At 45.2% G+C, this 25612-nt stretch carries 26 protein-coding genes; 20 read left to right on the plus strand and 6 right to left on the minus strand.

The features are described from left to right. Positions 1-3: 3 nt before the first annotated feature. Positions 4-2817, minus strand: coding sequence for an Rne/Rng family ribonuclease (locus EDC63_RS00080; RefSeq protein ID WP_124947965.1), 2814 nt, complete (start codon positions 2815-2817; stop codon positions 4-6). Between the two features lie 686 nt (positions 2818-3503). Between EDC63_RS00080 and EDC63_RS00085 the strand changes: the two genes are divergently transcribed. Genes EDC63_RS00085 through EDC63_RS00105 form a run of 5 tightly spaced genes read left to right on the plus strand, consistent with a single transcriptional unit; the run spans position 3504 to position 6655 of the window. After that, a complete protein-coding gene (locus EDC63_RS00085) occupies positions 3504-4451 on the plus strand; it encodes an RluA family pseudouridine synthase (protein ID WP_124947964.1) in 948 nt (315 codons plus the stop codon). A gap of 12 nt (positions 4452-4463) precedes the next feature. After that, complete coding sequence (locus EDC63_RS00090) at positions 4464-5117, plus strand: HAD-IA family hydrolase (RefSeq protein ID WP_124947963.1); 654 nt, start codon at positions 4464-4466, stop codon at positions 5115-5117. Further along, entirely contained in the window at positions 5096-5458 is a 363-nt protein-coding gene (locus EDC63_RS00095; RefSeq protein ID WP_124947962.1) for a Rieske (2Fe-2S) protein, read from the plus strand. Before EDC63_RS00090 ends, EDC63_RS00095 begins: the two co-directional genes overlap by 22 nt. Beyond that, positions 5451-6398: a S49 family peptidase gene (locus EDC63_RS00100; RefSeq protein ID WP_124947961.1), complete on the plus strand. Its 948-nt coding sequence runs from the start codon at positions 5451-5453 to the stop codon at positions 6396-6398. The genes EDC63_RS00095 and EDC63_RS00100 overlap by 8 nt, the downstream gene beginning before the upstream one ends. Positions 6399-6409: 11 nt before the next feature. Beyond that, entirely contained in the window at positions 6410-6655 is a 246-nt protein-coding gene (locus EDC63_RS00105; protein ID WP_124947960.1) for a transcriptional antiterminator, Rof, read from the plus strand. 21 nt (positions 6656-6676) lie between these two features. On the opposite strand, the gene EDC63_RS00110 is transcribed toward EDC63_RS00105, so the two are convergent. From EDC63_RS00110 to EDC63_RS00130, 5 genes are all read right to left on the minus strand, one after another. Next, the gene (locus tag EDC63_RS00110; RefSeq protein ID WP_165922879.1) at positions 6677-8227 is read right to left on the minus strand and encodes a sensor domain-containing diguanylate cyclase; all 1551 of its coding nucleotides are present in this window, start codon (positions 8225-8227) and stop codon (positions 6677-6679) included. Positions 8228-8304: 77 nt separating this feature from the next. After that, a complete protein-coding gene (locus EDC63_RS00115; protein ID WP_124947958.1) occupies positions 8305-9018 on the minus strand; it encodes an SAM-dependent methyltransferase in 714 nt (237 codons plus the stop codon). Further along, the gene (locus EDC63_RS00120) at positions 8994-9602 is read right to left on the minus strand and encodes a Maf family protein (protein ID WP_223248459.1); all 609 of its coding nucleotides are present in this window, start codon (positions 9600-9602) and stop codon (positions 8994-8996) included. Before EDC63_RS00120 ends, EDC63_RS00115 begins: the two co-directional genes overlap by 25 nt. Positions 9603-9700: 98 nt before the next feature. After that, a complete protein-coding gene (gene oadA / locus EDC63_RS00125) occupies positions 9701-11548 on the minus strand; it encodes a sodium-extruding oxaloacetate decarboxylase subunit alpha (protein WP_124947957.1) in 1848 nt (615 codons plus the stop codon). A 50-nt stretch (positions 11549-11598) separates the two neighbouring features. Continuing rightward, entirely contained in the window at positions 11599-13017 is a 1419-nt protein-coding gene (locus tag EDC63_RS00130) for an acetyl-CoA carboxylase biotin carboxylase subunit (RefSeq protein WP_124947956.1), read from the minus strand. A 52-nt stretch (positions 13018-13069) separates the two neighbouring features. Here EDC63_RS00130 and EDC63_RS00135 point away from each other — a divergent pair, with 52 nt between their 5' ends. The 15 genes from EDC63_RS00135 to EDC63_RS00205 all read left to right on the plus strand — a co-directional run bounded on the left by EDC63_RS00135 (position 13070) and on the right by EDC63_RS00205 (position 25610). Then, positions 13070-13582, plus strand: coding sequence for a YceD family protein (locus EDC63_RS00135; RefSeq protein ID WP_124947955.1), 513 nt, complete (start codon positions 13070-13072; stop codon positions 13580-13582). Between the two features lie 9 nt (positions 13583-13591). After that, the gene (gene rpmF, locus EDC63_RS00140; RefSeq protein ID WP_124947954.1) at positions 13592-13771 is read left to right on the plus strand and encodes a 50S ribosomal protein L32; all 180 of its coding nucleotides are present in this window, start codon (positions 13592-13594) and stop codon (positions 13769-13771) included. Positions 13772-14028: 257 nt separating this feature from the next. Then, on the plus strand, positions 14029-15045 hold the full coding sequence (gene plsX / locus EDC63_RS00145; RefSeq protein WP_124947953.1) for a phosphate acyltransferase PlsX: 1017 nt from the start codon (positions 14029-14031) through the stop codon (positions 15043-15045). Next, positions 15042-16001: a beta-ketoacyl-ACP synthase III gene (locus EDC63_RS00150; RefSeq protein ID WP_124947952.1), complete on the plus strand. Its 960-nt coding sequence runs from the start codon at positions 15042-15044 to the stop codon at positions 15999-16001. Before plsX ends, EDC63_RS00150 begins: the two co-directional genes overlap by 4 nt. A gap of 25 nt (positions 16002-16026) precedes the next feature. After that, positions 16027-16965 carry an ACP S-malonyltransferase gene (fabD, locus tag EDC63_RS00155; RefSeq protein ID WP_124947951.1) on the plus strand — a complete coding sequence of 313 codons (939 nt, stop codon included), beginning with the start codon at positions 16027-16029 and terminating at the stop codon, positions 16963-16965. 66 nt (positions 16966-17031) lie between these two features. Beyond that, positions 17032-17772 (plus strand): 3-oxoacyl-ACP reductase FabG, encoded by a 741-nt coding sequence (gene fabG / locus EDC63_RS00160; RefSeq protein WP_124947950.1) that lies wholly within the window; start codon positions 17032-17034, stop codon positions 17770-17772. Positions 17773-18043: 271 nt separating this feature from the next. Further along, positions 18044-18280, plus strand: a complete 237-nt coding sequence (acpP, locus tag EDC63_RS00165; RefSeq protein ID WP_124947949.1) for an acyl carrier protein — start codon at positions 18044-18046, stop codon at positions 18278-18280. Positions 18281-18320: 40 nt separating this feature from the next. Beyond that, entirely contained in the window at positions 18321-19559 is a 1239-nt protein-coding gene (fabF, locus tag EDC63_RS00170) for a beta-ketoacyl-ACP synthase II (RefSeq protein WP_124947948.1), read from the plus strand. 59 nt (positions 19560-19618) lie between these two features. Next, entirely contained in the window at positions 19619-20947 is a 1329-nt protein-coding gene (locus EDC63_RS00175) for an aminodeoxychorismate synthase component I (RefSeq protein WP_124947947.1), read from the plus strand. Next, positions 20944-21753 (plus strand): aminodeoxychorismate lyase, encoded by an 810-nt coding sequence (gene pabC / locus EDC63_RS00180; protein WP_124947946.1) that lies wholly within the window; start codon positions 20944-20946, stop codon positions 21751-21753. The genes EDC63_RS00175 and pabC overlap by 4 nt, the downstream gene beginning before the upstream one ends. Then, complete coding sequence (mltG, locus tag EDC63_RS00185; protein WP_124947945.1) at positions 21740-22738, plus strand: endolytic transglycosylase MltG; 999 nt, start codon at positions 21740-21742, stop codon at positions 22736-22738. The genes pabC and mltG overlap by 14 nt, the downstream gene beginning before the upstream one ends. A gap of 10 nt (positions 22739-22748) precedes the next feature. Next, positions 22749-23363 carry a dTMP kinase gene (gene tmk / locus EDC63_RS00190; protein WP_124947944.1) on the plus strand — a complete coding sequence of 205 codons (615 nt, stop codon included), beginning with the start codon at positions 22749-22751 and terminating at the stop codon, positions 23361-23363. Between the two features lie 3 nt (positions 23364-23366). Then, positions 23367-24407, plus strand: coding sequence for a DNA polymerase III subunit delta' (gene holB / locus EDC63_RS00195; RefSeq protein ID WP_124947943.1), 1041 nt, complete (start codon positions 23367-23369; stop codon positions 24405-24407). Between the two features lie 10 nt (positions 24408-24417). Beyond that, positions 24418-24786, plus strand: coding sequence for a PilZ domain-containing protein (locus tag EDC63_RS00200; RefSeq protein WP_124947942.1), 369 nt, complete (start codon positions 24418-24420; stop codon positions 24784-24786). A 59-nt stretch (positions 24787-24845) separates the two neighbouring features. Next, entirely contained in the window at positions 24846-25610 is a 765-nt protein-coding gene (locus EDC63_RS00205; protein WP_124947941.1) for a TatD family hydrolase, read from the plus strand. Positions 25611-25612 lie beyond the last annotated feature (2 nt).

The raw sequence follows: 25612 nt of genomic DNA on the forward strand, positions 1-25612 counted from the left end.
GTATTATTTTTGCGTTTCAATTTGAACTAACGGTTCAGCTGGCGCGGTAACTGGTGCCATACGAATCCGTTTGGGTTTTTCACTCTGTACAGGAGTCGTAGAACCCTCTGCCGGAGTTGCCGCAACGTTGCTATTACCACTCGTTTCAATTTGAACTAAACCGCCGGCAGGAGCCTGCACGGGTGCGCTAGGTGCAGTTCTGGTACGGCGTGGTTTTACATCAGTAGCAACATTTTCATTTGTAGACTCGGGCTTTGCCTTTGAAGCAGTTTCAACCTGTTGTAATGTGCTACCAGAAACAGGTTTTGGCTGAGTTTGTATAACGACAGAAGGTTTGGAAACAACCTCTTCAAGGGACTTAGTAACAATCGCTTCTGCAGGTTTTTCAGCTACTGTGTTTATCTCAGGCTTGGTCTCTGCTACGGTGCTTTCTGCTTGTTGTTGTTCCGGTTTAGTGGCAATGGTTTCATTTGGGATGTCGGCCACTGGAGTACTAGCAACATTAGATTTCACTTCAGTTGGATTTGACTCAGCTACAGGCACCACCTTTTCCGCCGGCTTGAAGGCTTCAACAGCGGCAGCAATAGCAGCAGCATTTTCTACAGGCTTGGAAACTCTAGCGGCTGCTTCAACGATACTTGTCGTTGCTTCGGCAGGCGTTTCAATGGAAGTTTCTGCATTGTTCACAGGTTGATTTTCACGAGGCTGGCGTGGGCCACGCTCACGTCTTCCACCGCGACGACCGCGTTTGCTACGGGTTTCACCTGTATCCTGGCCTTCACGTTCAGTCGTATCTGCAGAAGTTAAAGCTTCTGCAGCCAACGGTGCTTCTGCCTTTGCTTGCTGGGCAGGCTGGCGCGTTCTTTGCTGTTGGGGGCGCGGGGATTGCGTGCCGCGCGGTTCACCACGGGCAGGCTGCGGTGCACGCGGTTCATTTTTTTGCTCAGCACGAGGCTCATTTTTTTGTTCGGCACGCTGCTCGCCGCGTTCCTGATCTCGGCGCGGACGACGTTCGCGTCCATCACGCGCACCTTCGCGTCTTTGATCGCGTTGCGGTGTACGTTGTGGTTGGCGGGCCTTTGGTTTGGCTGTTTCTTCTACCTCAGGTGCTTTTTCTTCACCAAGCTTTTTGAACCAGCCAAAAAGTTTACCAAATATGGAAGGTTCTGCTTCAGGTTTGGCTTCTTCACGCATAGGCGCTGGTTGACCAGTTGGAATACCTTTGACCGCTGCTTGTTGCCTAACCGGCTTGGCTTCTTGTGGTGGTGTTTGAGCCAGGGCTTCTTCAGCTGGCATTTCAACCATTTTGTAACTAGGTTGCAGGCCTTCGTTCAGAAGTGCGTCGTCGTGACGTAGTCTGGCTAGCGTGTAATGAGGTGTTTCCAGATGAATATTTGGAATCAATACTACGTTCACCTTGAGACGTGCTTCAATACCATGTATTTCTGCGCGCTTTTCATTCAGCAAGAAGGTGGCTACATCCACTGGTACTTGCGCATGGATGGCGGCAGTATTCTCTTTCATTGCCTCTTCTTGCAGTATACGCAAAATGTGCAATGCAGAAGATTCAGCGCCTCGAATATGCCCCGTTCCATGACAGCGCGGGCAAGGAATATGGCTGGACTCGCCGAGCGATGGCTGCAGACGCTGACGTGATAGCTCCAGTAATCCAAATCGGGAAATTTTGCTGGTTTGTACACGTGCACGATCATAATGCAACGCTTCGCGCAGGCGGTTTTCTACTTCACGCTGATTGCGCTGACTTTCCATGTCGATGAAGTCAATGACGATCAAGCCACCAAGGTCACGTAATCTAAGTTGTCTTGCCGTTTCTTCAGCGGCTTCCAGATTGGTGTTAAAGGCAGTTTGCTCAATATCCGACCCTCGAGTTGAGCGCGCTGAATTGACGTCAACTGAAACCAGTGCTTCAGTATGGTCAATAACAATAGCGCCACCTGATGGCAATGATACTTCACGCGAAAAAGCTGTTTCGATCTGATGCTCAATCTGGAAACGCGAAAACAGAGGAACGTCATCTTTGTAGAGTTTGACCTTGCTCACGTTGTTAGGCATGACATGGCTCATGAACTGAATCGCTTGTTCGTAAATGCTTTCAGTATCAATCAGAATTTCGCCAATATCAGGCTGGAAGTAATCTCGAATAGCCCGGATCACCAAGCTGCCTTCCTGGAAAATCAGGAAAGCGCCACTTTGAAGTTTTGAAGCATTTTCGATAGCGCGCCAAAGTTGCATGAGATAACTCAGATCCCACTGCAACTCTTCTAAAGTACGGCCAATACCTGCAGTGCGTGCAATTATGCTCATTCCCTGCGGGACATCCAACTGAGCCATGATGTCGCGTAGTTCATTGCGTTCTTCACCTTCGATGCGGCGTGAAACACCACCGCCACGTGGGTTGTTTGGCATTAATACGAGGTAACGTCCGGCAAGGCTGATAAAGGTTGTTAGAGCAGCGCCTTTGTTGCCGCGCTCATCCTTGTCTACCTGAACGATCAGTTCTTGTCCTTCTCGCAGCACATCCTGAATGCGCGCGCGGGAAATATCCCCACCTTCTGCCAATTGGAAATTACTGCGAGCAACCTCTTTAAATGGAAGGAATCCATGACGATCCGCACCATAGTCGACAAATGCTGCCTCCAGGCTAGGTTCGATACGGGTAATAATACCCTTGTAGATATTGCTTTTTCGTTGTTCTTTACCGGCTGATTCAATGTCTAGATCGATCAGTTTCTGACCATCAACAATGGCAACCCGTAATTCTTCAGCCTGGGTTGCATTAAACAGCATTCTTTTCATTACTTTGTTCTCCCGCGCTCATCACCCGGGCAGGACAAACCGTTCTGTCTCACCTTAACGTTTTAAAGTGAGCACAAAAATAAATGTATTAGTTATCAAGCATGTGTTTCATAGGTTTTAGTTTCGGTTACTGTTTTATTAACCTTTAACTGATTCCAATATTTTATATTGATAGAATAACTAAACTTTCAGTTTGTCTTATTTTTGAAACCTTAGCTAACAATTACTCGACTTATGCTTCAGGGTAGATCAACGCGAATGGCGTGGTAATATATTGCGCTGCTAATTTTTACTACTTTTTAATTAATAGCGTTTGGGCAGCAATATACTTTCTATTTCCAAAGCAAAAGCATGTGTTTTAGAAAAGCCATATTAGCTTAACCGAAAACATTCTTTTTCTATGAACCTGGCCCTAGGAAATATTTCAAAGGGCAGAGGTTGTAAGCCGGTTTTTTGTTTTGCCTCAGCTTCTTCTTGTCAAAATGTTGTGGCAAGATTTAAAAATCAACAAGTGCTTTGAGCGCGCAAATCATTTATTATCGCTACTTTTGTATTTTGGTGAGCGAAATTAACCATTCAATTCAAATTAAATTTTGGGTTCCTGATTTCTTGATCAAGGAACTGCTGATTGATTGGAACGCCTCTATGGCAAGATATCTACAATCAGGAGAATTAGTATAAGCAAAATGAAAGAGATAAGCAAAGAATCTGTAACATGGCTTGAGATTGATGAGTCTGGTGATCAGCAGAGAATTGACAATTTTCTGATTAAGTCATTGAAAGGAGTGCCAAAAAGCCATATTTACAGGATCTTGCGTAGTGGCGAAGTGCGAGTTAACAGTGGTCGGATAGACGCCAGTTATCGACTCCAGATAGGGGATAAGGTCCGCATTCCGCCAATTCGCGTTGCGCAGCGGCCAGTTGTGTCTGAACAAAGAGTTGTAACACCTGTGCTTGATGATGCCACGTTATACGAAGATGATGCCTTGCTGATCATTAATAAACCTTCTGGCATGGCTGTTCACGGAGGAAGCGGTATCAGTCGTGGGGTCATTGAGCAGATAAGACTGGAAAGACCTGAGCTTAAGTTTATTGAATTAGTGCATCGTCTGGATCGTGAAACATCTGGTGTGCTGATGTTGGCCAAAAAACGCAGTGCTTTGACCAAACTGCAGGATGTCTTAAGAGAAGGCGGGATGGATAAGCGTTATTTGACCTTGGTAAAAGGCAATTGGCGAGACGAAAAGCGTAATGTTCGATTACCTCTGTTCAAATACCTGACTGACTCAGGAGAGAGGCGTGTCAGTGTGCAGGACGATGGTAAACCATCCCACACTATATTCAGATTGCGTCAGGCATGGAAGGATTTTTCACTGCTGGAAGCGGAACTAAAAACAGGGCGCACACATCAAATTCGCGTGCATCTTGCGCATTTGAATTTTCCGATTGCCGGTGATGACAAATATGGTGATTTTGCTTTGAACAAGTCACTTCAAAAGCTTGGGCTGAAGCGTATGTTTTTGCATGCGTATAAATTGACCATTAATCACCCTTTAACGGGCGATGAATTGCAAATCGAAGCGCCATTACCCATTGAGTTGCAGAGTTTTCTTCAATATTTAGATAAAAATTAGCATTGTATATTTATGAAACAGTTTGATTTGTTGGTTTTTGATTGGGATGGCACTTTGATGGATTCTGCAGGTGCCATCGTTATGTCTATTCAGTCTGCCTGCAGGGATCTGGATTTGCCAATACCGAGTGATGCTGCTTCACGGCATATCATTGGCCTTGGACTGAATGAAGCACTAGCCGAGTTGTTGCCGGGGTTGTCACCTTCATCATATGGTCAGCTTGTTGAACGTTATCGCCATTATTTTCTTTCTCAGGATAATGAAATTCCGTTATTTGATGGTGTATTTGAAGCGATGCAGGAATTGTCAGAAATGGGGTTCTTGATGGCAGTGGCAACGGGCAAGAGTCGGCGGGGGTTGGATCGTGCTTTTGATCACACAGAAACCAGACCGTTTTTTCATGCTTCACGCTGCGCGGATGAAAGTTTTTCAAAACCGCATCCAGGCATGTTGCTGGAAATACTGGTTGAGTTGGGTGTGTCAGCTGACAGGGCACTCATGATTGGTGATACAACACACGATTTGCAAATGGCAATTAATGCTAAAGTGCCTTCACTTGGTGCTGCTTATGGTGCGCACCCTAAGCAAAACCTTGTTGATCTGGAGCCCTTGGCATGTTTGGATAATTTCACAGAGTTGCATCTATGGCTGAAAACCAACGCTTAATTTGTGAAAGTATTGAATTGCCGGAATCCGGAAAAGGAATCCGGTTCACTATTCTGTTTGAGGGCGAAGAGACTGCTGCATTTGTTGTGCGTTCCGGTGGTCAAGTCCACGCTTATCTGAATCGTTGTGCACATGTACCTGTAGAGCTAGACTGGATGGAAGGTGAATTTTTTGATGATTCAGGGGTATACTTGATTTGCTCTACGCACGGTGCGATGTATGCACCTGATAACGGCATATGTGTAAACGGACCTTGTGCAGGTAAAAGTCTGCAGAAACTTACTGTATTAGAGAGTGAAGGTAAAATTTATTATATGAAACATGAGGATAGATATGTCTGAGTCCAATAGTCCAGATAGCTGGGAACGTCAGGTTTTGGAAAAAGTGGCTTTGGCGGCCGTACAGGAGCAACGCAGGTCACGCCATTGGGGAATTTTTTTCAAACTGATGGGCTTTGGTTACTTGTTCATTTTACTGTTTCTTGCCATGGGCTGGATTGGTAAAGGCGAAGTACCTATACCTGGAAGGCATACTGCCCTGGTGGAGTTGCAGGGTGTGATCGCTCCTAATGAAGCCAGTGCCGATAGAATTATTACCGGATTGCAGGAAGCCTTTAAAGACAAAGATACAAAGGGTGTGATTTTACGAATTAACAGTCCAGGCGGCAGTCCGGTACAAGCTGGTTATATCAATGATGAGATTAAGCGTTTGCGCGCTAAATATCCAGCTATTCCACTTTATGCGGTTGTTGAGGATATATGCGCGTCCGGTGGATATTACGTTGCTGCAGCAGCAGACAAGATATATGTGGATAAAGCTAGTCTTGTTGGATCAATTGGCGTACTGATGGATGGATTTGGATTTACCAGTGGTATGGAAAAATTAGGAATTGAACGCCGATTGTTGACTGCTGGTGAGAATAAAGGTTTTCTGGATCCATTTTCTCCTGTCAGCCCAAAGCAAAAAGAGTTTGCTGAAGCAATGCTGAGTGAAATTCATCAGCAGTTTATACAAGTGGTTAGACAAGGTCGTGGCAAACGTTTAAAAGAAACGCCTGAAACATTTAGCGGTTTGATCTGGACGGGTCAACAAAGTATTGAAAATGGTTTGGCTGATGCAATGGGCAGTTCAGAATATGTGGCGCGCGAAGTAATCAAGGCTGAAAATATTGTGGACTATACACCGAAGGAAGGTTTTGCAGAGCGATTTGCCAAGCGCTTTGGTGCAGTCATGGCAAAGTCATTGAATCCGCTTACCCAAAGCGGCGTTAGTTTGCATTAAAGATTAGGCTGATGTCCGAAAAATATCAGCCTATTGCTTGCGCAGATCATGAGCGACTCGAGCTTAGCGTTATGCGCAAATCCCTTTTGGAAGTACGCTATGAAACGGCTGATGGAGTCATGCTGAAATGTGGTACGTCCATAGATGTACAGACTCGTAATGGTGAAGAATGGTTTAAATTCGGGCTGGAGAATGGCAATCAGATTGAGATTCGGCTCGATAAAATTATTTCTTTTACCGAAGTGAAAAGAGCTTGATTGATGATAATTGCGCTGTAATTATATTTGGTAATTATCAATTTTTTCAGCAGCATGTTTATCAGAATACATCCGGCTATCCGCGAGCTTGAGCAGTTCATCCAGATTGATACCTTCTTCAGGATATAATGCAATACCAACACTGATCCCTGCAGAAATCGGCTGATTTTCAATAATAAATTGTCGGGAAATGCTTTGCCTGATTTTCTCAGCTACCATTTCAAGCATTTTGCGACTTTCTATGTTCTCAATAAGCACGACAAACTCATCGCCACTCAGTCTGGCTACTGTATCGTCAGCTCTAATACATATGCTTATTCTGTCAGCTACATTTTTAAGCAACTGATCGCCGGTTTTGTGTCCATAAGAGTCGTTGATCAGTTTAAAACCATTCAAATCCAAAAACATAATCCCGCACTTTGTTGATTGGCGTTGTGCTCTTGCAATTGCCACTTCCATACGATCACGGAGCAAATTACGGTTAGGCAGTCCGGTAAGCGGATCATGGTTCGCCAGGAACCACAGATGACCTTCCGAAGCAATTTTTGCTAGCTTGTCCCGTTGATGGGAGCGAATGTAAGAAACAAGCACCGTCAGTGATAATAAAGTGGCAAGTGTAATGATGAGAAGTAATTTCTGATTTAAATCTGACCATCTGGTTTGTTTTTCTATATGCAGCGCAATGGGTTGGCCAGCAGCGGTTACGGTGCGTTGATAGGTAAAATGCGGGAGTAGTAGTTCTTCCAGTTGTGTGTGGCGAGTAGCTTTAACATTGAGCAATTCTCCTATAGGGTCATTGGGAGAGAAATGGTTGTGATATACCTGGACATGCATTTCTGTTGGCCAATTGAAAGTATCCGATTTAAGCATTTTTTCGACATCGACTACCAGACTGACTATATACGGTGCATCCGAATGGGCATTGTTTTGTTGCGTTTTGTTTATTGAGTTACTTGGAACAGGGTGAAAGATAACATAGGCAAGATTGCCCTCTATAAGGCGAAATGGAAAAGTAGCCACAGAAATATGCTTTTTCTGGGAAGCTGCCATAGCATCAAGTGAATAAGGCACTGTTTCCATGTCCATACCAATTACCTCTTCGAAGCCTGGTTTCATAGGCGCAATGAAAATGATTGGATAGTAAACGGCTTTATTTTGTACTGGGCGCCATTTTCGATCTGTGTTGTATGAGAAGTTTTTGATCTGAAAATTGATATTGCCGGTTTTGTGCTGGAGAGCAATGAATTCATTCAAATTGGTTTTAGGGACAACTTGAACAATTTCGAGAGCATATATTTGCGGGTGTCGTTCAATTACCAGCTTCGAGTACTGAGATATTTTTTTAAGCTCAGTTGAAGTGTAGGTGTCAAAAACTGCTGCAAAACCTTCAATGATAGTTTCATTATCTTTTGTTTTTTCTGAAATATCGTGGAACAAGGCATTGCTGAATTGAGTAAAGCGAGACTCTGCATTGTTCAGGCTCATGGATATGACGAATGCGGTGATTATGGCTGAAAAAGTAAGCCAAATCATCAGGAAAAAAACGTATGTCCAAGTCAGATAAGATTTCATGGACATCGCATACATTCGCTAATTAATAGCGGGAGGAGGGAGAGGCAAGTAAGTTGCTGACATCAATCGCATAATCATTATTGTCCATTATAGAGCAAAAAAATGCTGGGTTTTTTCTGGATGTCTGGTGTCTGTTTCTTCCAGTCAGCAATTTTTTTCGTCAAAATGGTTTCGCCTGCTGTTGTAATATCTGTTGCGATGCATAAACGGGTATGCTTATCGCAAGTTTGCGTCAATGCTTCAAACAATTGCAGGTTACGGTAGGGCGTTTCAATAAATATCTGAGTTTTATCCAGCTTTTTCGATTCAGCTTCCAGTTCCTTTATTTTTTGTCCCCGGTCAGATTTGTCTACAGGAAGGTAACCGTGAAAGGCAAAGCGCTGACCATTCAAACCAGAAGCCATCAGAGATAACAATATTGATGATGGTCCAACTAAAGGAATAACCTTAATATTTCTTTCATGGGCAAGTCTGACCAGATTTGCTCCAGGGTCAGCCACCGCGGGGCAACCTGCTTCTGAGATCAGGCCCACATTCTTTCCAGCGAATACTGGTTCTAATAACGCCAGTAATTGATCTGCTTTGGTATGTTCGTCCAGGGTGAGCAATTGCAGATTTTGCAGTGGGGTTATGGTGCCGATTTGTTTCAGAAACTGTCGGGCTGTTTTGGGGTGTTCTACAATGAATGTATCAAGTGTTGAGGTAATTTTTCTGACATTCTCAGGGATAACATTGGCAATGTCACCTTCACCCAGTGTCGTGGGAATTAGATAGAGTAAGCCGGATTCCATGAGAGCACGTCCACATTTTCATTGAGTAGCATTTCAGTTAATTGAATCAGAGGCAATCCGATCAGCGCGTTTGGATCATTGCCTTCTAAGTTCTCAATGAGCGCTATACCTAATCCTTCGGTTTTTGCACTTCCGGCACAATTGTATGGTTGCTCTTTGAGCAAGTAGTTTTGTATCTGTGTATTAGTTAAGTTTCGGAATTTTACTTTGTATGGGACAACAGTCGTCTGTGCATTACCAGACCAACTGTTATAGAGGCATAAGGCCGTGTGAAATACAACGGTTTTCCCGCTCATGAATTGTAACTGTTTGACAGCGTTATCATGTGTATGGGGTTTACCTAACAGCACACCTTCCAGAACGGCAACCTGATCAGAGCCGACAATCAGGGCTTTTTGAAACTGATCTTTTACAGCGCGTGCTTTATACAGGGCCAGGCGCTCGGCAGTTTCTTCAGGTTGTTCTTCTGAAAAAGCAGTTTCATCAACATCGGGTGAGGCAATAGAAAAAGGGATTTGCAACCGGGACAGTAATTCGCGTCGGTAAACAGAGGTTGATGCCAGCACAAAGTGAAATTCGTTCAAGATGGACTCTTACTGTTAAACAAGTGAATAAAATAAGCAATGCCGTTTTGTAGATTCCCTATAGAGGTGATCTTCATATTACATTGCCTTCCTGATGATTAATCTGGTTGAATCTCAATCAATGCCTCGTCAGGCGTCACTGAGTCCCCTTTTTTAACATACACAGCGATGATTGTGCCGCTTGCTGGAGCTTGCACTTCATTTTCCATTTTCATGGCTTCAATTACAAGTACAGGATCGCCAGCTTTCACTTGTTGGCCTGCCTTAACCAGAACATCCACGATGGTTCCAGGCATGGCGGTCTTAACATGTCCTGCGTGTGTAGGCCTTGGGCGCTTGCCGGGGGCAGTTGGACTGTCAGCGGCTTTGGTTCTTGCTCCGGTGCCACTTCCACCCGCAACTTCAATTTCGCTAATGGTTTCAATCACGACTTCTTCTGTTACGCCGTCAACTGAAACGTAAAAGGGTCGCTGCTCTTCACCATGATGACCACTTCCGGTCAGCTTAATGTGATAGGTCTCACCATGGAGTGTGATATGGAATTCATTAGGCGCATAGCGTGGTCCGGTGCTTTCTTTAGCCTCTTTCGGTAAAATAACTTCTGGTTTGAGTGATCCGGCAGCTCGTTCTTGCAGGAAAGTCCGGCCAATATCCGGAAACATGGCATAGGTCAGGGTATCTTCATCGGTTTTGGCCAAGCCTTCAATTTCACCGCGCAACTTGTCCAATTCGTCTTCCAGCAAATCTGCGGGGCGACATGTAATCACTTCCTGATTACCGACTGCCATGATACGCACTTGGGAGTTAACAACGCCTGGCGCTTTGCCATAACGGCCCAGTAAATAATGTTTTACTTCAGTTGTAATGGATTTGTAACGTTCACCAGTCAGGACGTTCAACACAGCTTGCGTACCCACAATCTGTGAGGTGGGTGTAACAAGGGGAGGGAACCCCAGATCTTCCCTGACCCGTGGAATTTCAGCCAGCACTTCATCCATGCGATTAAGCGCGCCTTGTTCCTTGAGCTGGTTGGAAAGGTTAGAGATCATCCCGCCAGGTACCTGATTTACCAGAACGCGCGTATCAGAGCCGGTAAATTCACTTTCGAATTGCCAGTATTTTTTGCGAACTTCGCTGAAGTAGGCACCGATTTCCTGTATTGCGATCAGATCCAAACCAGTGTCGTAATCAGTTCCCTGAAGCGCTGCGACAATGCTCTCGGTCGATGAATGACTAGCGCCATCAGAGAAAGAGGAATTGCACGTATCCAGAATAGTCGCGCCATTTTCGATGGCTTTCAGAAAGCTCATGCTGGATAAACCCGAGGTGGCATGGCTGTGCATATGTATCGGAATGCTGGTGGCTGACTTGATGGATTTTACCAGTTCACCGGTTGTATATGGGGTGAGCAAACCAGCCATGTCTTTAATTGCAATGCTATCGCAGCCCATTGATTCAAGCTCTTTGGCAAGTGCTACAAAGTGAGGGATATCATGCACCGGGCTAGTAGTATAGGAAATTGTTCCTTCGGCGTGCTTCCCAGCGGTTTTGGTCGCTTCTACTGAAACACGTAAATTGCGCAAGTCATTCATGGCATCAAAAATGCGGAATACATCAACACCATTGTCAGCCGATTTCTGTACAAAGGCTCGTACAACATCATCTGAATAATGGCGATATCCAAGCAGGTTCTGACCACGCAAAAGCATTTGAATGCGGGTGTTAGGTAGCGCTTTACGCAACTTTCTCAAGCGCTCCCAGGGATCTTCCTTTAGAAAACGAACACAGGTGTCAAAGGTTGCACCTCCCCAGGCTTCCAATGACCAGAAACCCACGCTGTCGAGCTTTGCGCAAATTGGCAGCATATCGTCAGTTCGCATGCGGGTTGCAATCAGGGACTGGTGCCCATCACGTAAAACCAATTCAGTAATAAAAACTTTTGCCATGCCTAAATCCAATGTTTAAATATTTGACTATTAATGCTGGACATTAATACTTACATTCCCTCACTGGCTGCAATCGCTGCCGCAATGGCGGCTGCCAGTTGTTCCGGGGGGCGTGGGACAGAATAGTTTATCAGGTCTGGATGGGTTTCCACAAAACTGGTATCAAACTTACCTGACCGAAACTCAGGGTCTTTCAGAATTTCCTGATAATAAGGAATGGTGGTCTTGACGCCATACACCGCCATATCATCCAATGCGCGCCGTCCACGTTCTATCGCTCCAGGCCATGTCAGGTTCCATACGGTCAGTTTTGCACACATGGAATCATAATAGGGTGGAATGACGTAGCCAGTATAAATGGCAGCGTCAGTCCTGATGCCTGGACCTCCTGGTGCATAGTAGCGCGTTATCCGGCCAAAACTGGGTAAGAATTCGTTTTTTGGGTCCTCGGCATTAATCCTGAATTCCATGGCAAAACCACGATAACTCACTTCAGACTGCTTATATTGTAGTGGCAGCCCGCTGGCAATCCGTATTTGCTCCTGAACAATATCTACCCCGGTAATGGTTTCGGTGACGGTGTGTTCAACCTGCAAGCGTGTGTTCATTTCCATGAAGTAAAACTGATTGTCGGAATCCAGCAAAAACTCAATAGTCCCGGCATTGACGTATTTGACAGCCTTGGCAGCCTGAACTGCCAGACCACCGATATATTGGCGCTGTGCTTCAGTAAGTTGCGGTGAGGGAGCGATTTCAATCAGCTTCTGGTTGCGGCGCTGGATAGAGCAGTCACGTTCATAGAGATGTATGACGTTACCTTGATTGTCGCCTAGAATCTGCACCTCAATATGACGTGGATTAACAACGCATTTTTCCAAGAACACTTCTGGCTTGCCAAAAGCTTTTCCCGCTTCTGAAACAACCCGATCATAGTTCTTGGTTAATTCTTCTTCATTATTGCAACGGCGAATTCCGCGGCCACCACCACCATTAGTCGCTTTTAGCATGACCGGATAGCCAGTGGTTTTAGCCAGCTTCCTCGCTTCTTCAACATTTTCCAAATTATGGTCGCTACCAGGGATAACCGGAATGCCAGCCTTGATCATGGCCTGTCGAGCCTGAATTTTGTCGCCCATTTGATGAATAACTTTGGCAGGCGGGCCAATAAATTTAATCCCTCTTCTAGCGCAAATTTCAGCGAGCGTAGGATTTTCAGATAGAAAACCATAGCCTGGATGCAGTGCATCACAACCACTTGCCACAGCAAGATTGACTATATTGTGAGCGTTCAAATAGCCCAGAACCGGATCAGAACCGATATTGTAGGCGCCATCAGCTTTCTTTACATGCAGTGCGTGTCGGTCAGCATCGGTATAAATAGCTACCGATTTTATCCCTAACTCGGAACAGGCGCGTACAATACGTACTGCGATCTCTCCGCGGTTGGCAATGAGGATTTTCTTTATCACTCTTAATCCTTTTTTTGACAGCCAAAGCTAAAAATTATATCATGCGCGCCTTATGTCTGAACAGATTGTTATAGATAGTCTGGAGTTTGCACGCAACAAGCAAGTGTTGCATGGTAAAATCACGGTTGCTAGCCTGCCAAGGTTGCAAGACGTGGTGTTTTCCAGTGACGGAGTGCTTGAGTATGAACTCTCTGGACGAATGGATCAGTATGGTAAGCTATCGTTGCATTGTGAGGTAAAAGGCACTTTGCAGCTTAGCTGCCAGCGCTGTCTGGGGGCTTTTGCTTATCCGGTTGGTGTGAAATCTGATCTCATCTTGATAAAAGATGAAATGGCGTTAGCCGAAGTTGACGAAGAGGAAGTTGAAGATATCGACGTTGTTTTGGCTGACCCGCAATTAGATGTATTGTCGTTGATTGAAGAAGAAATTTTGCTGGATTTGCCGATGGCTCCCGTGCATCCCATTGCCGAGTGTAATGTGAAAGATGCCGGACAAGAGGGTTCCCGGCAAGGTAAGGCATTTGAAGCGCTGGCTGTATTAAAAGCGCAAAACCCGAAAAAGTAAGGAGTTATCATGGCAGTTCAACAAAACAAAAAGTCACCATCCAAACGTGGTATGCATCGCGCTCATGATTTTCTGACTAACCCGCCATTGGCTGTTGAGCCAACGACCGGTGAAGCTCATCTGCGTCACCACATCAGCCCGAACGGCTATTATCGTGGTCGTAAAGTTACCCGCGCCAAGGGCGAGTAATATTCGCGCAATCCATTTAAGTGATTGCCGCTAAAAATCAGACTGGATATTTTGTAAATTGATGCGCGTTCTTGCTGGTTTATTGATTGATATGAAACATTTTGCTCAGATGCCCGTATGAATAGTTACGGCCTTCCTTTAAGAAATTTTCGTAATAATCAAAGGGAGTTTGCGGAAATGGGCAATTTTTTGCCTGTTTCGCTTAGCTCTGTACAGGCAACATGCAAGTTTATGAAATATCCGGGTTAGATTGCTATATGGATATAACTGTAGCAATTGACGCCATGGGTGGCGACCATGGGCCTCACGTTACTGTGCCTGCAGCTTTGGCATACTTGCGCCGAAATCCCGAAGTGAATATCGTTCTGGTTGGGCTGCAGGATGTGATTGAATCGGAATTGCAAGCCCATAAAGCCGCTATTGGTCCACGCTTGCGAATACATGCCGCAAGCGAAGTGGTGACAATGGATGACCCTCCTGCGCTTGCATTGCGCAATAAAAAAGATTCCTCGATGCGGGTGGCCATTAACCTCGTCAAAAGTGGAGAAGCAAATGCCTGCGTGAGTGCTGGAAATACTGGCGCTCTAATGGCTATTTCACGCTTTGTTCTAAAAATGCTCCCCAATATTGAAAGGCCTGCCATAGCCAGTATTCTGCCTACGTTAAATGGCCACACCCATGTGTTAGATTTAGGCGCGAATGTGGATTGCACTCCCAATCATCTGTTGCAATTTGCCATTATGGGCGCGATGCTGGTTTCAGCAGTGGAGCATAAGCCTTCTCCGACTGTAGGTCTCCTGAATATTGGCGCAGAAGATATCAAAGGTAATGAGGTTGTAAAGCAGACGGCAGAATTGTTGCGTCGTAGTCATCTTAACTTTTACGGTAACGTAGAAGGTGATGATATCTACAAGGGCACGACAGATGTAGTGGTTTGTGATGGTTTTGTTGGCAATGTGGCACTAAAAACTTCTGAAGGGCTGGCTCAGATGATTTCTACCATGCTGAAACAGGAATTTAAACGCAATATTTTCACCAAATTGGCTGGGTTGGTTGCTTTGCCTGTGCTTAACCGTTTTAAGAGCAGGGTTGATCATCGTCGATATAATGGTGCAAGCTTGTTGGGTTTGCGCGGTATTGTACTCAAAAGCCATGGATCGGCAGATACTGTTGCTTTTGAAAATGCGATTGAGCGAGCAGTTGAAGAAGTACGTAATGGTGTATTGCGTCGCATCAGCGAGCAGATGTCTCTTTTAAGTGAAGGAGCGGCTTGATGTACTCCCGTATTGTTGGGACTGGCAGTTATTTGCCGAAAAGAATTTTGACGAATCACGATCTGGAACAGATGGTTGAAACCACTGATCAATGGATCGTTGACCGTACAGGTATTCGTGAGCGCCATTTGGCTGCAGAAAACGAACTAACCAGTGATTTAGCATTAGAAGCATGCAAGCAGGCAATTCATGCCGCGGGAATCGATACCCAGGAAATTGATCTCATTATTGTTGCAACGACTACCCCCGATTTGGTCTTCCCAAGTACCGCCTGTATTTTGCAGTCCAAGCTGGGTATTGAAAACGGTGGCCCCGCTTTTGACGTGCAAGCGGTATGCAGCGGGTTTGTTTACGCGTTATCGATCGCGGATCAATTTTTGCGGAGTGGTCAAAATAAATGTGCATTGGTGGTGGGTGCAGAAACCCTGTCACGTATTACCGATTGGACTAATCGCACTAATTGCGTGATTTGGGGCGATGGCGCTGGTGCCGTTGTAATGAAAGCCAGCAAAGAGCCGGGCATCATCTCAACACATATTCATGCTGACGGCAGTTATAAAGATCTTCTGAAAGTTTCGGGTGGTGTTTCGAGTGGCATGGATGAAAATACATTCATGCAGATGGAAGGTAACGCGGTGTTCAAAGTGGCGGTCAATACACTTGATGCCATTGTGGATGAAACTTTAGCGGCAAATAATCTGCAAAAATCCGACATCAATTGGTTGGTTCCACATCAGGCGAATATTCGTATCATTCAGGCTACTGCAAAAAAACTGGGCATGAGTATGGATAACGTGGTTGTGACAGTTGATCGCCATGGTAATACTTCGGCTGCTTCTATCCCGCTTGCATTGGATGTTGCGGTGCGTGATGGTCGTATCAAAGCCGGTGAAACTATATTGATGGAAGCATTTGGTGGCGGCTTTACCTGGGGTTCAGTACTGGTAAAGTGGTAACACAAAAAAACGGACAAGAATTAACATGAAACTTGCATTTATTTTCCCCGGTCAGGGATCTCAATCTATAGGCATGATGAATGGCTATGAGGCATTTCCTATTGTCCGCGATACTTTTGTTGAAGCATCGGATGTGCTCAAGCAGGATTTATGGCAATTGGTGACTCAAGGCTCGGCCGAAGAATTGAATCTAACCGTGAATACGCAACCCGTTATGCTGACAGCGGGCGTTGCAGTTTATCGAGCCTGGAATGCAGTTGATGGAATGGTTCCGGCTGTCATGGCTGGACATAGTTTGGGTGAATACACAGCACTGGTTGCCTCTGGTGCTTTGTCACTAGCAGAAGCGTTGCCACTGGTGCGCTATCGCGCACAGTCGATGCAAGAAGCTGTTGCTGAGGGCGTTGGTGGTATGGCCGCCATTCTTGGCCTGGATGACGATGTGGTGAGGTTAGTTTGCCTTGAAGCAGCAGGAGGGGAGGTGTTGGAAGCCGTTAACTACAACTCTCCTGGGCAGGTTGTTATTGCAGGCAATAAGGCTGCGGTAGAACGTGGCATGGAACTGGCCAAGGCAAAAGGTGCCAAGCGCGCACTGCCTTTACCTGTTAGCGTCCCGTCTCATTGTGCATTAATGCAACCAGCAGCAGAAAAGCTTAAGCAGTATTTGTTGAACGTGCAGGTTAAGACGCCTGAAGTACCGGTTCTGCATAATGCAGACGTTATGTCATTTAATGATGCCGAGCGGATCAAGGATGCGCTGACCCGGCAGTTATATAGCCCCGTGCGTTGGGTGGAGATAATTCAGGCATTTGCACAGCAAGGTGTAACGAATTTAGTTGAATGTGGGCCTGGGAAAGTGTTGGCCGGATTAAATAAGCGAATTGATGGCTCAATGCAAGTGTTCCCCTTAGTGGATGGCGATTCAATTAATAGTACAAAACAGGTAATTGCACAATTAAGTTAATTTAAATTATTAAATAAATTCATTTGTTTTAATCGAGTGATTTAAGTAATTTGTGGAGATAAAGTCATGCTGGAAGGGCAAATTGCACTGATTACTGGCGCGAGTCGCGGCATTGGCCAAGCGATTGCAATGGGGCTTGGTAAGCAGGGCGCAACAATTATTGGTACGGCAACGAGTCAAAGTGGTGCAGACAATATTACAGCGTATTTGAAAGCGGCTGACATTAAAGGTAAAGGGCTGGCACTGAATGTGACTGATGCGAGCCAAGTTGAACAGTGCATTGAAACTATTCAGAAAGATTTTGGTGATGTATCTATTCTCGTCAATAACGCTGGTATTACCCGCGATAATCTGTTGATGCGTATGAAAGACGATGAGTGGGATGACATCATGGATACCAACTTGAAATCGGTGTTTCGTTTAAGTCGAGCCGTATTACGTGCCATGATGAAAGCACGTAGCGGAAGAATTATAAGTATAGCCTCAGTGGTTGGTGTGATGGGCAATGCAGGGCAGACCAATTATTCTGCAGCCAAGGCCGGCATTATTGGCTTCAGTAAATCATTGGCACGTGAAGTGGGTAGTCGCAATATTACGGTGAATTGTGTTGCGCCAGGATTTATTGATACGGATATGACCCGTGCTTTGCCGGAAGCACAGCGTGATGCTTTAAAAGCGCATATTCCCTTGGGAAAATTGGGGCAGGTTGAAGACATTGCTGCTGCTGTGGTTTTTCTGGCATCTCCCCAGGCAGGTTATGTGACAGGTACCACGCTACATGTGAACGGCGGCATGTATATGGATTAATGTTTTAACTGACTGAAATTGTTGGGTATTATTGATTGCTTGCATACTAAAGCAAATGGCGGTCATAATTGAACATTTTTTTATGTGGTTAAATTTGGTAGAATGCCAACGGTTTTAAGTTTTGAAATAAGGTATAACAACAAACGCGGTGTTACTGGCTGGTTATTTTGACGCAGTTTTGGCAACCTGTTCTGAACTGAATTTTTGTATACCCCATTTTGGGATATACGCTTTGATAAGTTGCTTTTAGTTTTTTTGAGAGGGTAAATAGATGGAAAACATCGAACAACGTGTAACGAAAATCGTCGCTGAGCAACTGGGTGTGAATGAAGCGGAAGTTAAAATTGAATCATCTTTCGTTGATGATTTAGGTGCTGATTCACTGGATACCGTTGAATTGGTCATGGCGTTGGAAGAAGAGTTTGATTGTGAGATTCCTGACGAAGAAGCTGAAAAAATCACCACTGTCAAACAGGCTGTTGATTACGTAAATGGTCATCAGAAGTAAAGCAATTTTTCTTTAAACCTACTTATATTGCGGAGTAATTTTGTCTAGACGCAGAGTAGTTATTACTGGCCTTGGTATTGTGTCTCCTGTAGGCATCGGGGTCAAAGAATCCTGGGCAAATATTCTGGCGGGTAAGTCGGGTATTGATCGGATTACTCGTTTTGACACCACGGGATTTAGTTGTCAAATTGCTGGTGAAGTTAAAAACTTTGATGTCGCTCAATACATCAACCCAAAGGATGCCAGACGTATGGATATTTTTATCCAATACGGCTTGGCAGCCGCAATTGAAGCGGTTAAAGACTCTGGAATTGAAGCAACGGATGAGAATGCTGAGCGTATCGGTGTAAATATTGGCTCAGGAATGGGCGGATTGCCGATGATTGAAGATACGCACAGTATTTATCTTGCTGGTGGGCCACGTAAAATTTCTCCATTTTTTGTCCCAGGAACCATTATCAACATGATTGCAGGTCATCTGTCTATCATTTATGGTTTCAAGGGGCCCAACCTGGCAATGGTAACGGCTTGTTCTACAGCTACCCATTGTATTGGAGATTCCGCCCGCCTGATTGAATATGGCGATGTGGATGTGATGGTGGCCGGAGGTTCTGAATCTACTATTACCCCATTGGCAGTTGGCGGGTTTGGCTCAGCGCGTGCTTTAAGCTCACGCAATGACGATCCCGCTGCAGCAAGCCGTCCTTGGGATACTGAACGAGATGGTTTTGTCATGGGTGAAGGTGCCGGAATGTTGGTACTGGAAGAATATGAACATGCAAAGGCACGCGGTGCAAAAATCTACGCTGAATTAGTAGGTTTTGGTATGAGTGCGGATGCTTATCATATGACCGCGCCTCGCGAAGACGGTGATGGTGCAGCCCGTTGCATGCGTAATGCGATGAAAAACGCTGGGTTGAATCCTGACCAGGTTGATTATATCAATGCTCATGGCACATCTACTCCGCTGGGTGATTTAGCTGAAACGATGGCAGTGAAGAAGTACCTTGGGGATCATGCCAAGAAAACCGCTGTTAGCTCAACTAAATCTATGACCGGGCATCTGCTGGGCGCCGCTGGTGGCGTTGAAGCTGTTTTTTCAGCTTTAAGTGTGCATGAACAGGTTGCGCCACCTACCATCAATATGGTTAACCAGGATCCGGCTTGTGATCTTGATTATGTGCCAAATACAGCGCGCCAGATGAAAATTAATGTGGCGTTATCGAATTCTTTCGGGTTCGGTGGTACTAACGGTACTTTGGTATTTGCCAAGATTTAACGGTCTGTTCGCAAAAACGCTGAACAGGTTTTCTCAGGGTTTTTGCGTCGAGGTCCGCTGTGGCTGTTACTCGTTTTGACGGCTCGCCTGATTTGCTGGCGCTTCATGCGGCAAATCGGCTGCGCTATCCTTATTTGCTCCAAACACAGGGCAAACAGGGATGGGATATCCTGTTTGCCTTTCCACAGAGTTCGATTAAATTAGCCACATTTGAGCTTATTCAAAAAGGGTTTTCTTTTTTGGATGAGCTCGATCATGCCTGGTTTGCAGAACGCAATCAGGTAAATATTCAACCCGTTATTTCACCAGTTGAACTTCCTTTCCATGGTGGCTGGTTTGTTTATATGGGATATGAGCTATTGCATCAGCTTGAACCATCCGTTGTTCATAAAACCCTTCAGACAGATTTCCCTATAGCGTTATTAACTCGTATTCCTGCAGCCATATTATGTGATCGGGGAAGTAAACAAACTTTTATCTTTGCAGAAGATGGTCAGGACGCTTTGATTGATGAAATGCGGCATGACTTGAATGTTGTTCCGCGTTTTCAGGCAGAGGCGACTGTCTTGAAAACTCTGATGGAGGAGGAAGATAATTTATTTCTGGACGGCGTGGAAAAAATCAAGCGCTATATCAAGGAAGGTGATGTCTTTCAGGTGAATTTGTCACGTGAATGGCGAGGCGAGTTGGGTTCCGGCGATGCTTCCAATTTGTATGCGCAACTTTGTGAGCGCAATCCTGCGCCATTTTCTGGAATTGCAGATTTTGGTCGTCATCAGATAGTCAGTTCCTCTCCGGAGAGGTTGGTCAGTGTCAGGAATGGTCTGGTTGAAACGCGACCTATCGCTGGTACTTATGCACGTTCAATCGATCCTGAGCAAGACGCGCAATTGTGCCGTGATTTGCTTGCCCATCCGAAAGAGCGTGCAGAGCACATCATGATGGTGGATTTAGAACGTAATGATTTGGGGCGCATATGCCAGCCTGGCAGCGTTGAAGTGGATGATTTAATGGCTGTCAAAACCTATGCACACGTGCACCACATTGAATCGAATATTCGTGGGCTATTGCGCAGTGATGTGACGCCTGGAAAGGTACTGAAAGCGTTGTTTCCGGGGGGGACGATTACTGGTTGTCCCAAAGTGCGTACCATGCAGATTATCAGCGAGCTGGAGCAGTCGCCACGATTAGCCTATACCGGCAGCATGGGATATTTGAATCACGATGGCAGTATGGACATGAATATATTAATCCGCAGCTTTATGCTGAGCCAACAAGAGCTACGGTTCAGGGCGGGTGCAGGTATTGTGGCGGACTCTGTTCCGGAACGAGAATTGAATGAAACCCGAGCTAAAGCCAAAGGGCTGCTTAGGGCATTATCATCATGATGATGATTAATGGCGTTCAGACGGACAAGCTTGATGCATTGGATAGAGGATTAATGTATGGGGATGGTGTATTTCGCACCATGGTCATGCGCAACAGCAGCGTATTCTGGTGGGATATTCAGTATAAGAAGTTGCAAGATGATTGTGCAGCGTTAGGGATTACTTGTCCTGGGAAAGAATGCCTGGAAAGCGAGCTGGCTGTTTTAACTGCTCAGACGCCAGAGTGCGTTATAAAAATTGTTGTTACACGCGGAGTAGGTTTACGTGGTTATACAGCCAATTTGGCGCAACAGCCAACGCGTATTCTCAGCACTTCACCATTACCGGGATTCCCGGCTGAATATATTGATAAAGGCGTGAAAGTGAGGGTTTGTGACTTACGATTGTCTTATCAACCAAGATTGGCTGGTATCAAGCACTTGAACAGACTGGAAAATGTATTGGCCAGAACTGAGTGGACCGATGCTGAAATTGCCGAAGGCTTGTTGCTGGATGCGAGAGATAATGTTATTTCTGGCACGATGAGCAATATTTCATTGCTGAAGGAGGGGGTGTTTATCACACCGGATTTGAGTTTGTGTGGTATCGCAGGTGTTGCCAGGCAACGTATAATGGAGATTGTAGCTGGATGGGGGTGGCGGATCAGGATTCAACCTGTTTCCCTGTCTATGCTGATTGAGGCGGAAGAAGTATTGCTTTCTAATAGTGTCATAGGTGTATGGCAAATAACCGAGTTGCAGGAAAAAATATGGCAACCGGGCAATCTGACAAAAAAAATTAGGTGTGTATTGCATGAAAGCCATTAAGCGATTGATTAAGTTTGTTGTCCTTGGTTTGCTAGTCGCAACTGGCTGGATGCTTTATTTTGTTAATACGCCTTTGTCTTTGTCACAGTTTCCTGTTGAATTTAATTTGAAGCATGGCAGCAGCTTGAAAAGTGTGGCGCGACAAATGACAGATGCGGGCATTTTGCGTGAGCCGTGGAGCTTTAGTTTGCTAGTCAGGGCATATGGAAAGGCTGGAGAAATTAAAGCCGGAAATTACCAACTCGAAGCAAATCTGACACCCTTGGAACTCTTTTACAAGATTACACGCGGAGATGTCAGCCAAGTTGAATTGACTTTTATAGAGGGATGGACATTCAGACAGTTGAGGAAGTCTCTGGATGATCACCCTGGAATTGAACATAAAACTGCAGATATGAGTGACCAGGAAGTGCTGAGTCTGGTTGGGGCATCAGAGTCCCAAGCGGAAGGGTTGTTTTTTCCTGACACCTATTATTTTGGTACAGGCATGAGCGATATTTCTATTCTCAAGCGTGCTTATCACATTATGCAGGGGCATCTATCAAAATCCTGGAAGGACCGTGACCCTGGATTGCCTTATAAAAGCCCTTATGAAGCGCTGATTATGGCGTCTATTATTGAAAAGGAAACAGGTAAGGCCAGTGAACGACCATTAATTGCGGCGGTTTTTATTAATCGACTGCATCTGGGTATGAAGTTGCAAACAGATCCAACAGTCATATATGGTCTGGGTGAACGTTTTGATGGTAATTTACGTAAAATCGATCTACTTACGGATACACCTTATAATACCTACACACGAACTGGTTTGCCTCCAACACCGATAGCCTTGCCTGGCCTGGAATCCATTCAGGCGGCTTTGCACCCGGTTAAAAGTAGCGCGTTGTATTTTGTTGCGAAAGGTCAAGGCGAACATCAGTTTTCTGATTCACTGGTGGAACACAATCGTGCAGTTTCACGTTACCAGTTGAATAATAAGCACTAGAAAAAGGGGAATGGCAATTAAAGGTAAATTTATTACGCTGGAAGGAGTGGATGGCGCGGGAAAAAGCACGCATCTTGCCTGGCTTGAGCAGCATTTACGCAATCTCGGGCATGAACTGATCGTCACGCGTGAGCCAGGTGGTACTCCATTAGGGGAAACGCTTCGGACATTGTTGCTGAATGAGTCGATGCACATAGAAACGGAAGCTTTACTCATGTTTGCAGCAAGGCGGGAACATTTGGATAAAGTGATCTTTCCTGCTCTTGATCAGGGTAAATGGGTTGTTTCAGATCGCTTTACCGATGCCAGTTTTGCCTACCAATGTGGTGGTAGAGGAATAGATGAGAATAAGCTGGAAATTCTTGAAAACTGGGTGCATCCAGATTTTCAGCCTGATTTAACCTTGTTGTTCGATGTGTCCATAGAAGTGAGTCAGCAGCGATTGGCGAACAACAATGCTGAATTGGATCGATTTGAAAAAGAGCAAGGTGCCTTTTTTCAAAAAGTACGTCAAAAATATCTGGATCGTGCTGCAAAGTATCCAAATAGAATCAAAGTGGTTGATTCGAGTATTGCGCTACATGAAATTCAAGTGAAACTTGCAGAAATTCTGAAAATAATCTGAAGTATGACTTTATATAGCTGGCAAAAAGAAATATGGCATCGGATCCAGAGTCGAAAGGATAATCTGCCCCATGCGATTTTGTTGCAGGGCAGAACAGGCATTGGGAAGTTTACATTTGCCAGGCTATTAGCGCAGGGTTTGTTGTGTGAATCACCTCTGAATGATGGCTTGCCTTGCGGCCAGTGTGCTGCATGTGGCTGGTTTGAACAAATGAACCATCCGGATTACCGATTGATTGAGTCTGAGGCGCTGTCTCAGGCATCTGGCGGCTCAGATGATAAATCTGAGTCTTCTGTCGGTGTTGATGAGTCAAAGGCAGCAGGCAAGAAAGCCAGTAACCAGATAAAAGTTTCTCAAGTAAGAGAATTACTGGATTTTGTGAATCTGTCTACCCATAGAAGTGGAATGCGCATCATTTTGGTACATCCGGCAGAATCCTTGAATATCAATACTGCTAATGCACTGTTGAAAATTCTGGAAGAGCCGCCACCGAAAACCTTATTTATTCTGATCACCCATCAACCTCAGCGGTTGTTGCCGACTATTCGCAGTCGATGCCAGAAGCTTGATATGCCATTACCTGAAAAATCCCTGGCGATTGATTGGTTAACTGGGCAAGGTGTGGATGATCCAGCGCTTTGTCTTGCTCAGGCAGGTGGTGCACCGTTGGCGGCGCTTGAATTGAGCAATGCAACTTATCAACAGTCACGAAAGACGTTTGTAGGTGAAATGAGCGAACTGAAGCAGTTTGACCCATTAGCCGCCGCAGAGCGATATCAAAAGATTGAATTAACTTTGGTGATGAATTGGCTACAAAAATGGATCTATGATTTGCTGAGTTTCAAGATGGCGGGGGAGGTGTTATATCATCCTGATTTCGCTAAAAACTTGCAAGAATTAGCTAAAACCGTTAATTTATCAGCGTTACTAAACTATCAGCGTGAATTAATTGCAACGCAAAGAGTAGTGAACCACCCTCTTAATGCGTTATTATTGCTAGAGAGCCTGTTTTTATCATATGCGGATATTTTTGAGCCGGTTTAGGAGTTGATGCATGGCTGATCCAAAAGCCCCACAGATGGGTGCGCGTCCTGGTGTACTTTCTTTAAGCATTAAGGAAAAGTCGGCACTGTATGCCGCCTATATGCCATTTTTGAAAGGAGGCGGGATCTTTATTCCTACTACCAAGACGTATAAGCTGGGTGATGAAGTCTTTATGCTGATCAGTCTGATGGATGATCCCAATAAGATACCCGTTGCAGGTCATGTGGCATGGATTACACCGACATCGGCCCAAGGAAATAAAACGCAGGGCGTTGGTATTCGGTTCAACGATAATGAAAGCAGTATTGCTGCACGCAACAAAATTGAAGGTTTACTGGGCGGTTCTTTAAAGTCCACTCGTCCAACGCATACCATGTAATATTTGCGTAACAGCTATAGGGTAATTTTAGCCTGTAGCTATCTATAAAGTTTTAAATTATGTTTGTCGATTCCCATTGCCATATTAACTTTCCCGGTTTGATTGAACATGCTGACGAAGTGTTGTCCAGAATGCAGGATAACCATGTCAGTCATGCATTATGCGTCAGCGTGGGGCTGCCACAATTACCTGAAGTGATTGCCATGGCAGAACGCTTTGAAAATGTTTATGCATCTGTTGGCGTGCATCCAGACCATGAAGACGAAGAAGAACCAACAGTTGCCAGACTGACGGAGTTGGCCAAACATCCCAAAGTTGTTGCTATTGGTGAAACCGGTCTGGATTACTTTCGCCTGAAAGGTGATCTGGAATGGCAGAGAGAGCGTTTTCGCGTACATATTCAAGCTGCTAAAGAAAGTGGTAAGCCGCTTATCATTCATACTCGTGAAGCTGCTGCAGATACGTTGCGTATTATGCAGGAAGAGGGCGCGGACGAGATTGGTGGGGTGATGCATTGTTTTACCGAAAGTTGGGAAGTGGCAGAAGCGGCTATTGCAATGGGCTTTTATATTTCATTCTCTGGGATTGTGACTTTCAAGAACGCGTTATCGATCAAAGAAGTGGCCAGGAAAGTACCGCTGGAAAATATGCTGATTGAAACCGATTCACCTTACCTTGCACCTGTGCCATATCGTGGCAAAACCAATGAACCAGCTTTCGTGAAATATGTCGCTGAAGAAATAGCGAAGCTGCGAAATATTAATGTAGAAGAGGTGGCAGAAGCCACTACACGAAATTTTTTTAATCTCTTCAAATCGGCTTGAAC

The organism is Sulfurirhabdus autotrophica (genome assembly GCF_004346685.1).
In the GTDB taxonomy this organism is placed as follows: Bacteria; Pseudomonadota; Gammaproteobacteria; order Burkholderiales; family SMCO01; genus Sulfurirhabdus; species Sulfurirhabdus autotrophica.

Coding starts and splice junctions, on each gene's coding strand:
- EDC63_RS00080 (WP_124947965.1), bottom strand. CDS start 2,817: ATGAAAAGAATGCTGTTTAATGCAACCCAGGCTGAAGAATTACGGGTT.
- EDC63_RS00085 (WP_124947964.1), top strand. CDS start 3,504: ATGAAAGAGATAAGCAAAGAATCTGTAACATGGCTTGAGATTGATGAG.
- EDC63_RS00090 (WP_124947963.1), top strand. CDS start 4,464: ATGAAACAGTTTGATTTGTTGGTTTTTGATTGGGATGGCACTTTGATG.
- EDC63_RS00095 (WP_124947962.1), top strand. CDS start 5,096: ATGGCTGAAAACCAACGCTTAATTTGTGAAAGTATTGAATTGCCGGAA.
- EDC63_RS00100 (WP_124947961.1), top strand. CDS start 5,451: ATGTCTGAGTCCAATAGTCCAGATAGCTGGGAACGTCAGGTTTTGGAA.
- EDC63_RS00105 (WP_124947960.1), top strand. CDS start 6,410: ATGTCCGAAAAATATCAGCCTATTGCTTGCGCAGATCATGAGCGACTC.
- EDC63_RS00110 (WP_165922879.1), bottom strand. CDS start 8,227: ATGAAATCTTATCTGACTTGGACATACGTTTTTTTCCTGATGATTTGG.
- EDC63_RS00115 (WP_124947958.1), bottom strand. CDS start 9,018: ATGGAATCCGGCTTACTCTATCTAATTCCCACGACACTGGGTGAAGGT.
- oadA (WP_124947957.1), bottom strand. CDS start 11,548: ATGGCAAAAGTTTTTATTACTGAATTGGTTTTACGTGATGGGCACCAG.
- EDC63_RS00135 (WP_124947955.1), top strand. CDS start 13,070: ATGTCTGAACAGATTGTTATAGATAGTCTGGAGTTTGCACGCAACAAG.
- rpmF (WP_124947954.1), top strand. CDS start 13,592: ATGGCAGTTCAACAAAACAAAAAGTCACCATCCAAACGTGGTATGCAT.
- plsX (WP_124947953.1), top strand. CDS start 14,029: ATGGATATAACTGTAGCAATTGACGCCATGGGTGGCGACCATGGGCCT.
- fabD (WP_124947951.1), top strand. CDS start 16,027: ATGAAACTTGCATTTATTTTCCCCGGTCAGGGATCTCAATCTATAGGC.
- fabG (WP_124947950.1), top strand. CDS start 17,032: ATGCTGGAAGGGCAAATTGCACTGATTACTGGCGCGAGTCGCGGCATT.
- acpP (WP_124947949.1), top strand. CDS start 18,044: ATGGAAAACATCGAACAACGTGTAACGAAAATCGTCGCTGAGCAACTG.
- pabC (WP_124947946.1), top strand. CDS start 20,944: ATGATGATGATTAATGGCGTTCAGACGGACAAGCTTGATGCATTGGAT.
- mltG (WP_124947945.1), top strand. CDS start 21,740: ATGAAAGCCATTAAGCGATTGATTAAGTTTGTTGTCCTTGGTTTGCTA.
- tmk (WP_124947944.1), top strand. CDS start 22,749: ATGGCAATTAAAGGTAAATTTATTACGCTGGAAGGAGTGGATGGCGCG.
- holB (WP_124947943.1), top strand. CDS start 23,367: ATGACTTTATATAGCTGGCAAAAAGAAATATGGCATCGGATCCAGAGT.
- EDC63_RS00200 (WP_124947942.1), top strand. CDS start 24,418: ATGGCTGATCCAAAAGCCCCACAGATGGGTGCGCGTCCTGGTGTACTT.
- EDC63_RS00205 (WP_124947941.1), top strand. CDS start 24,846: ATGTTTGTCGATTCCCATTGCCATATTAACTTTCCCGGTTTGATTGAA.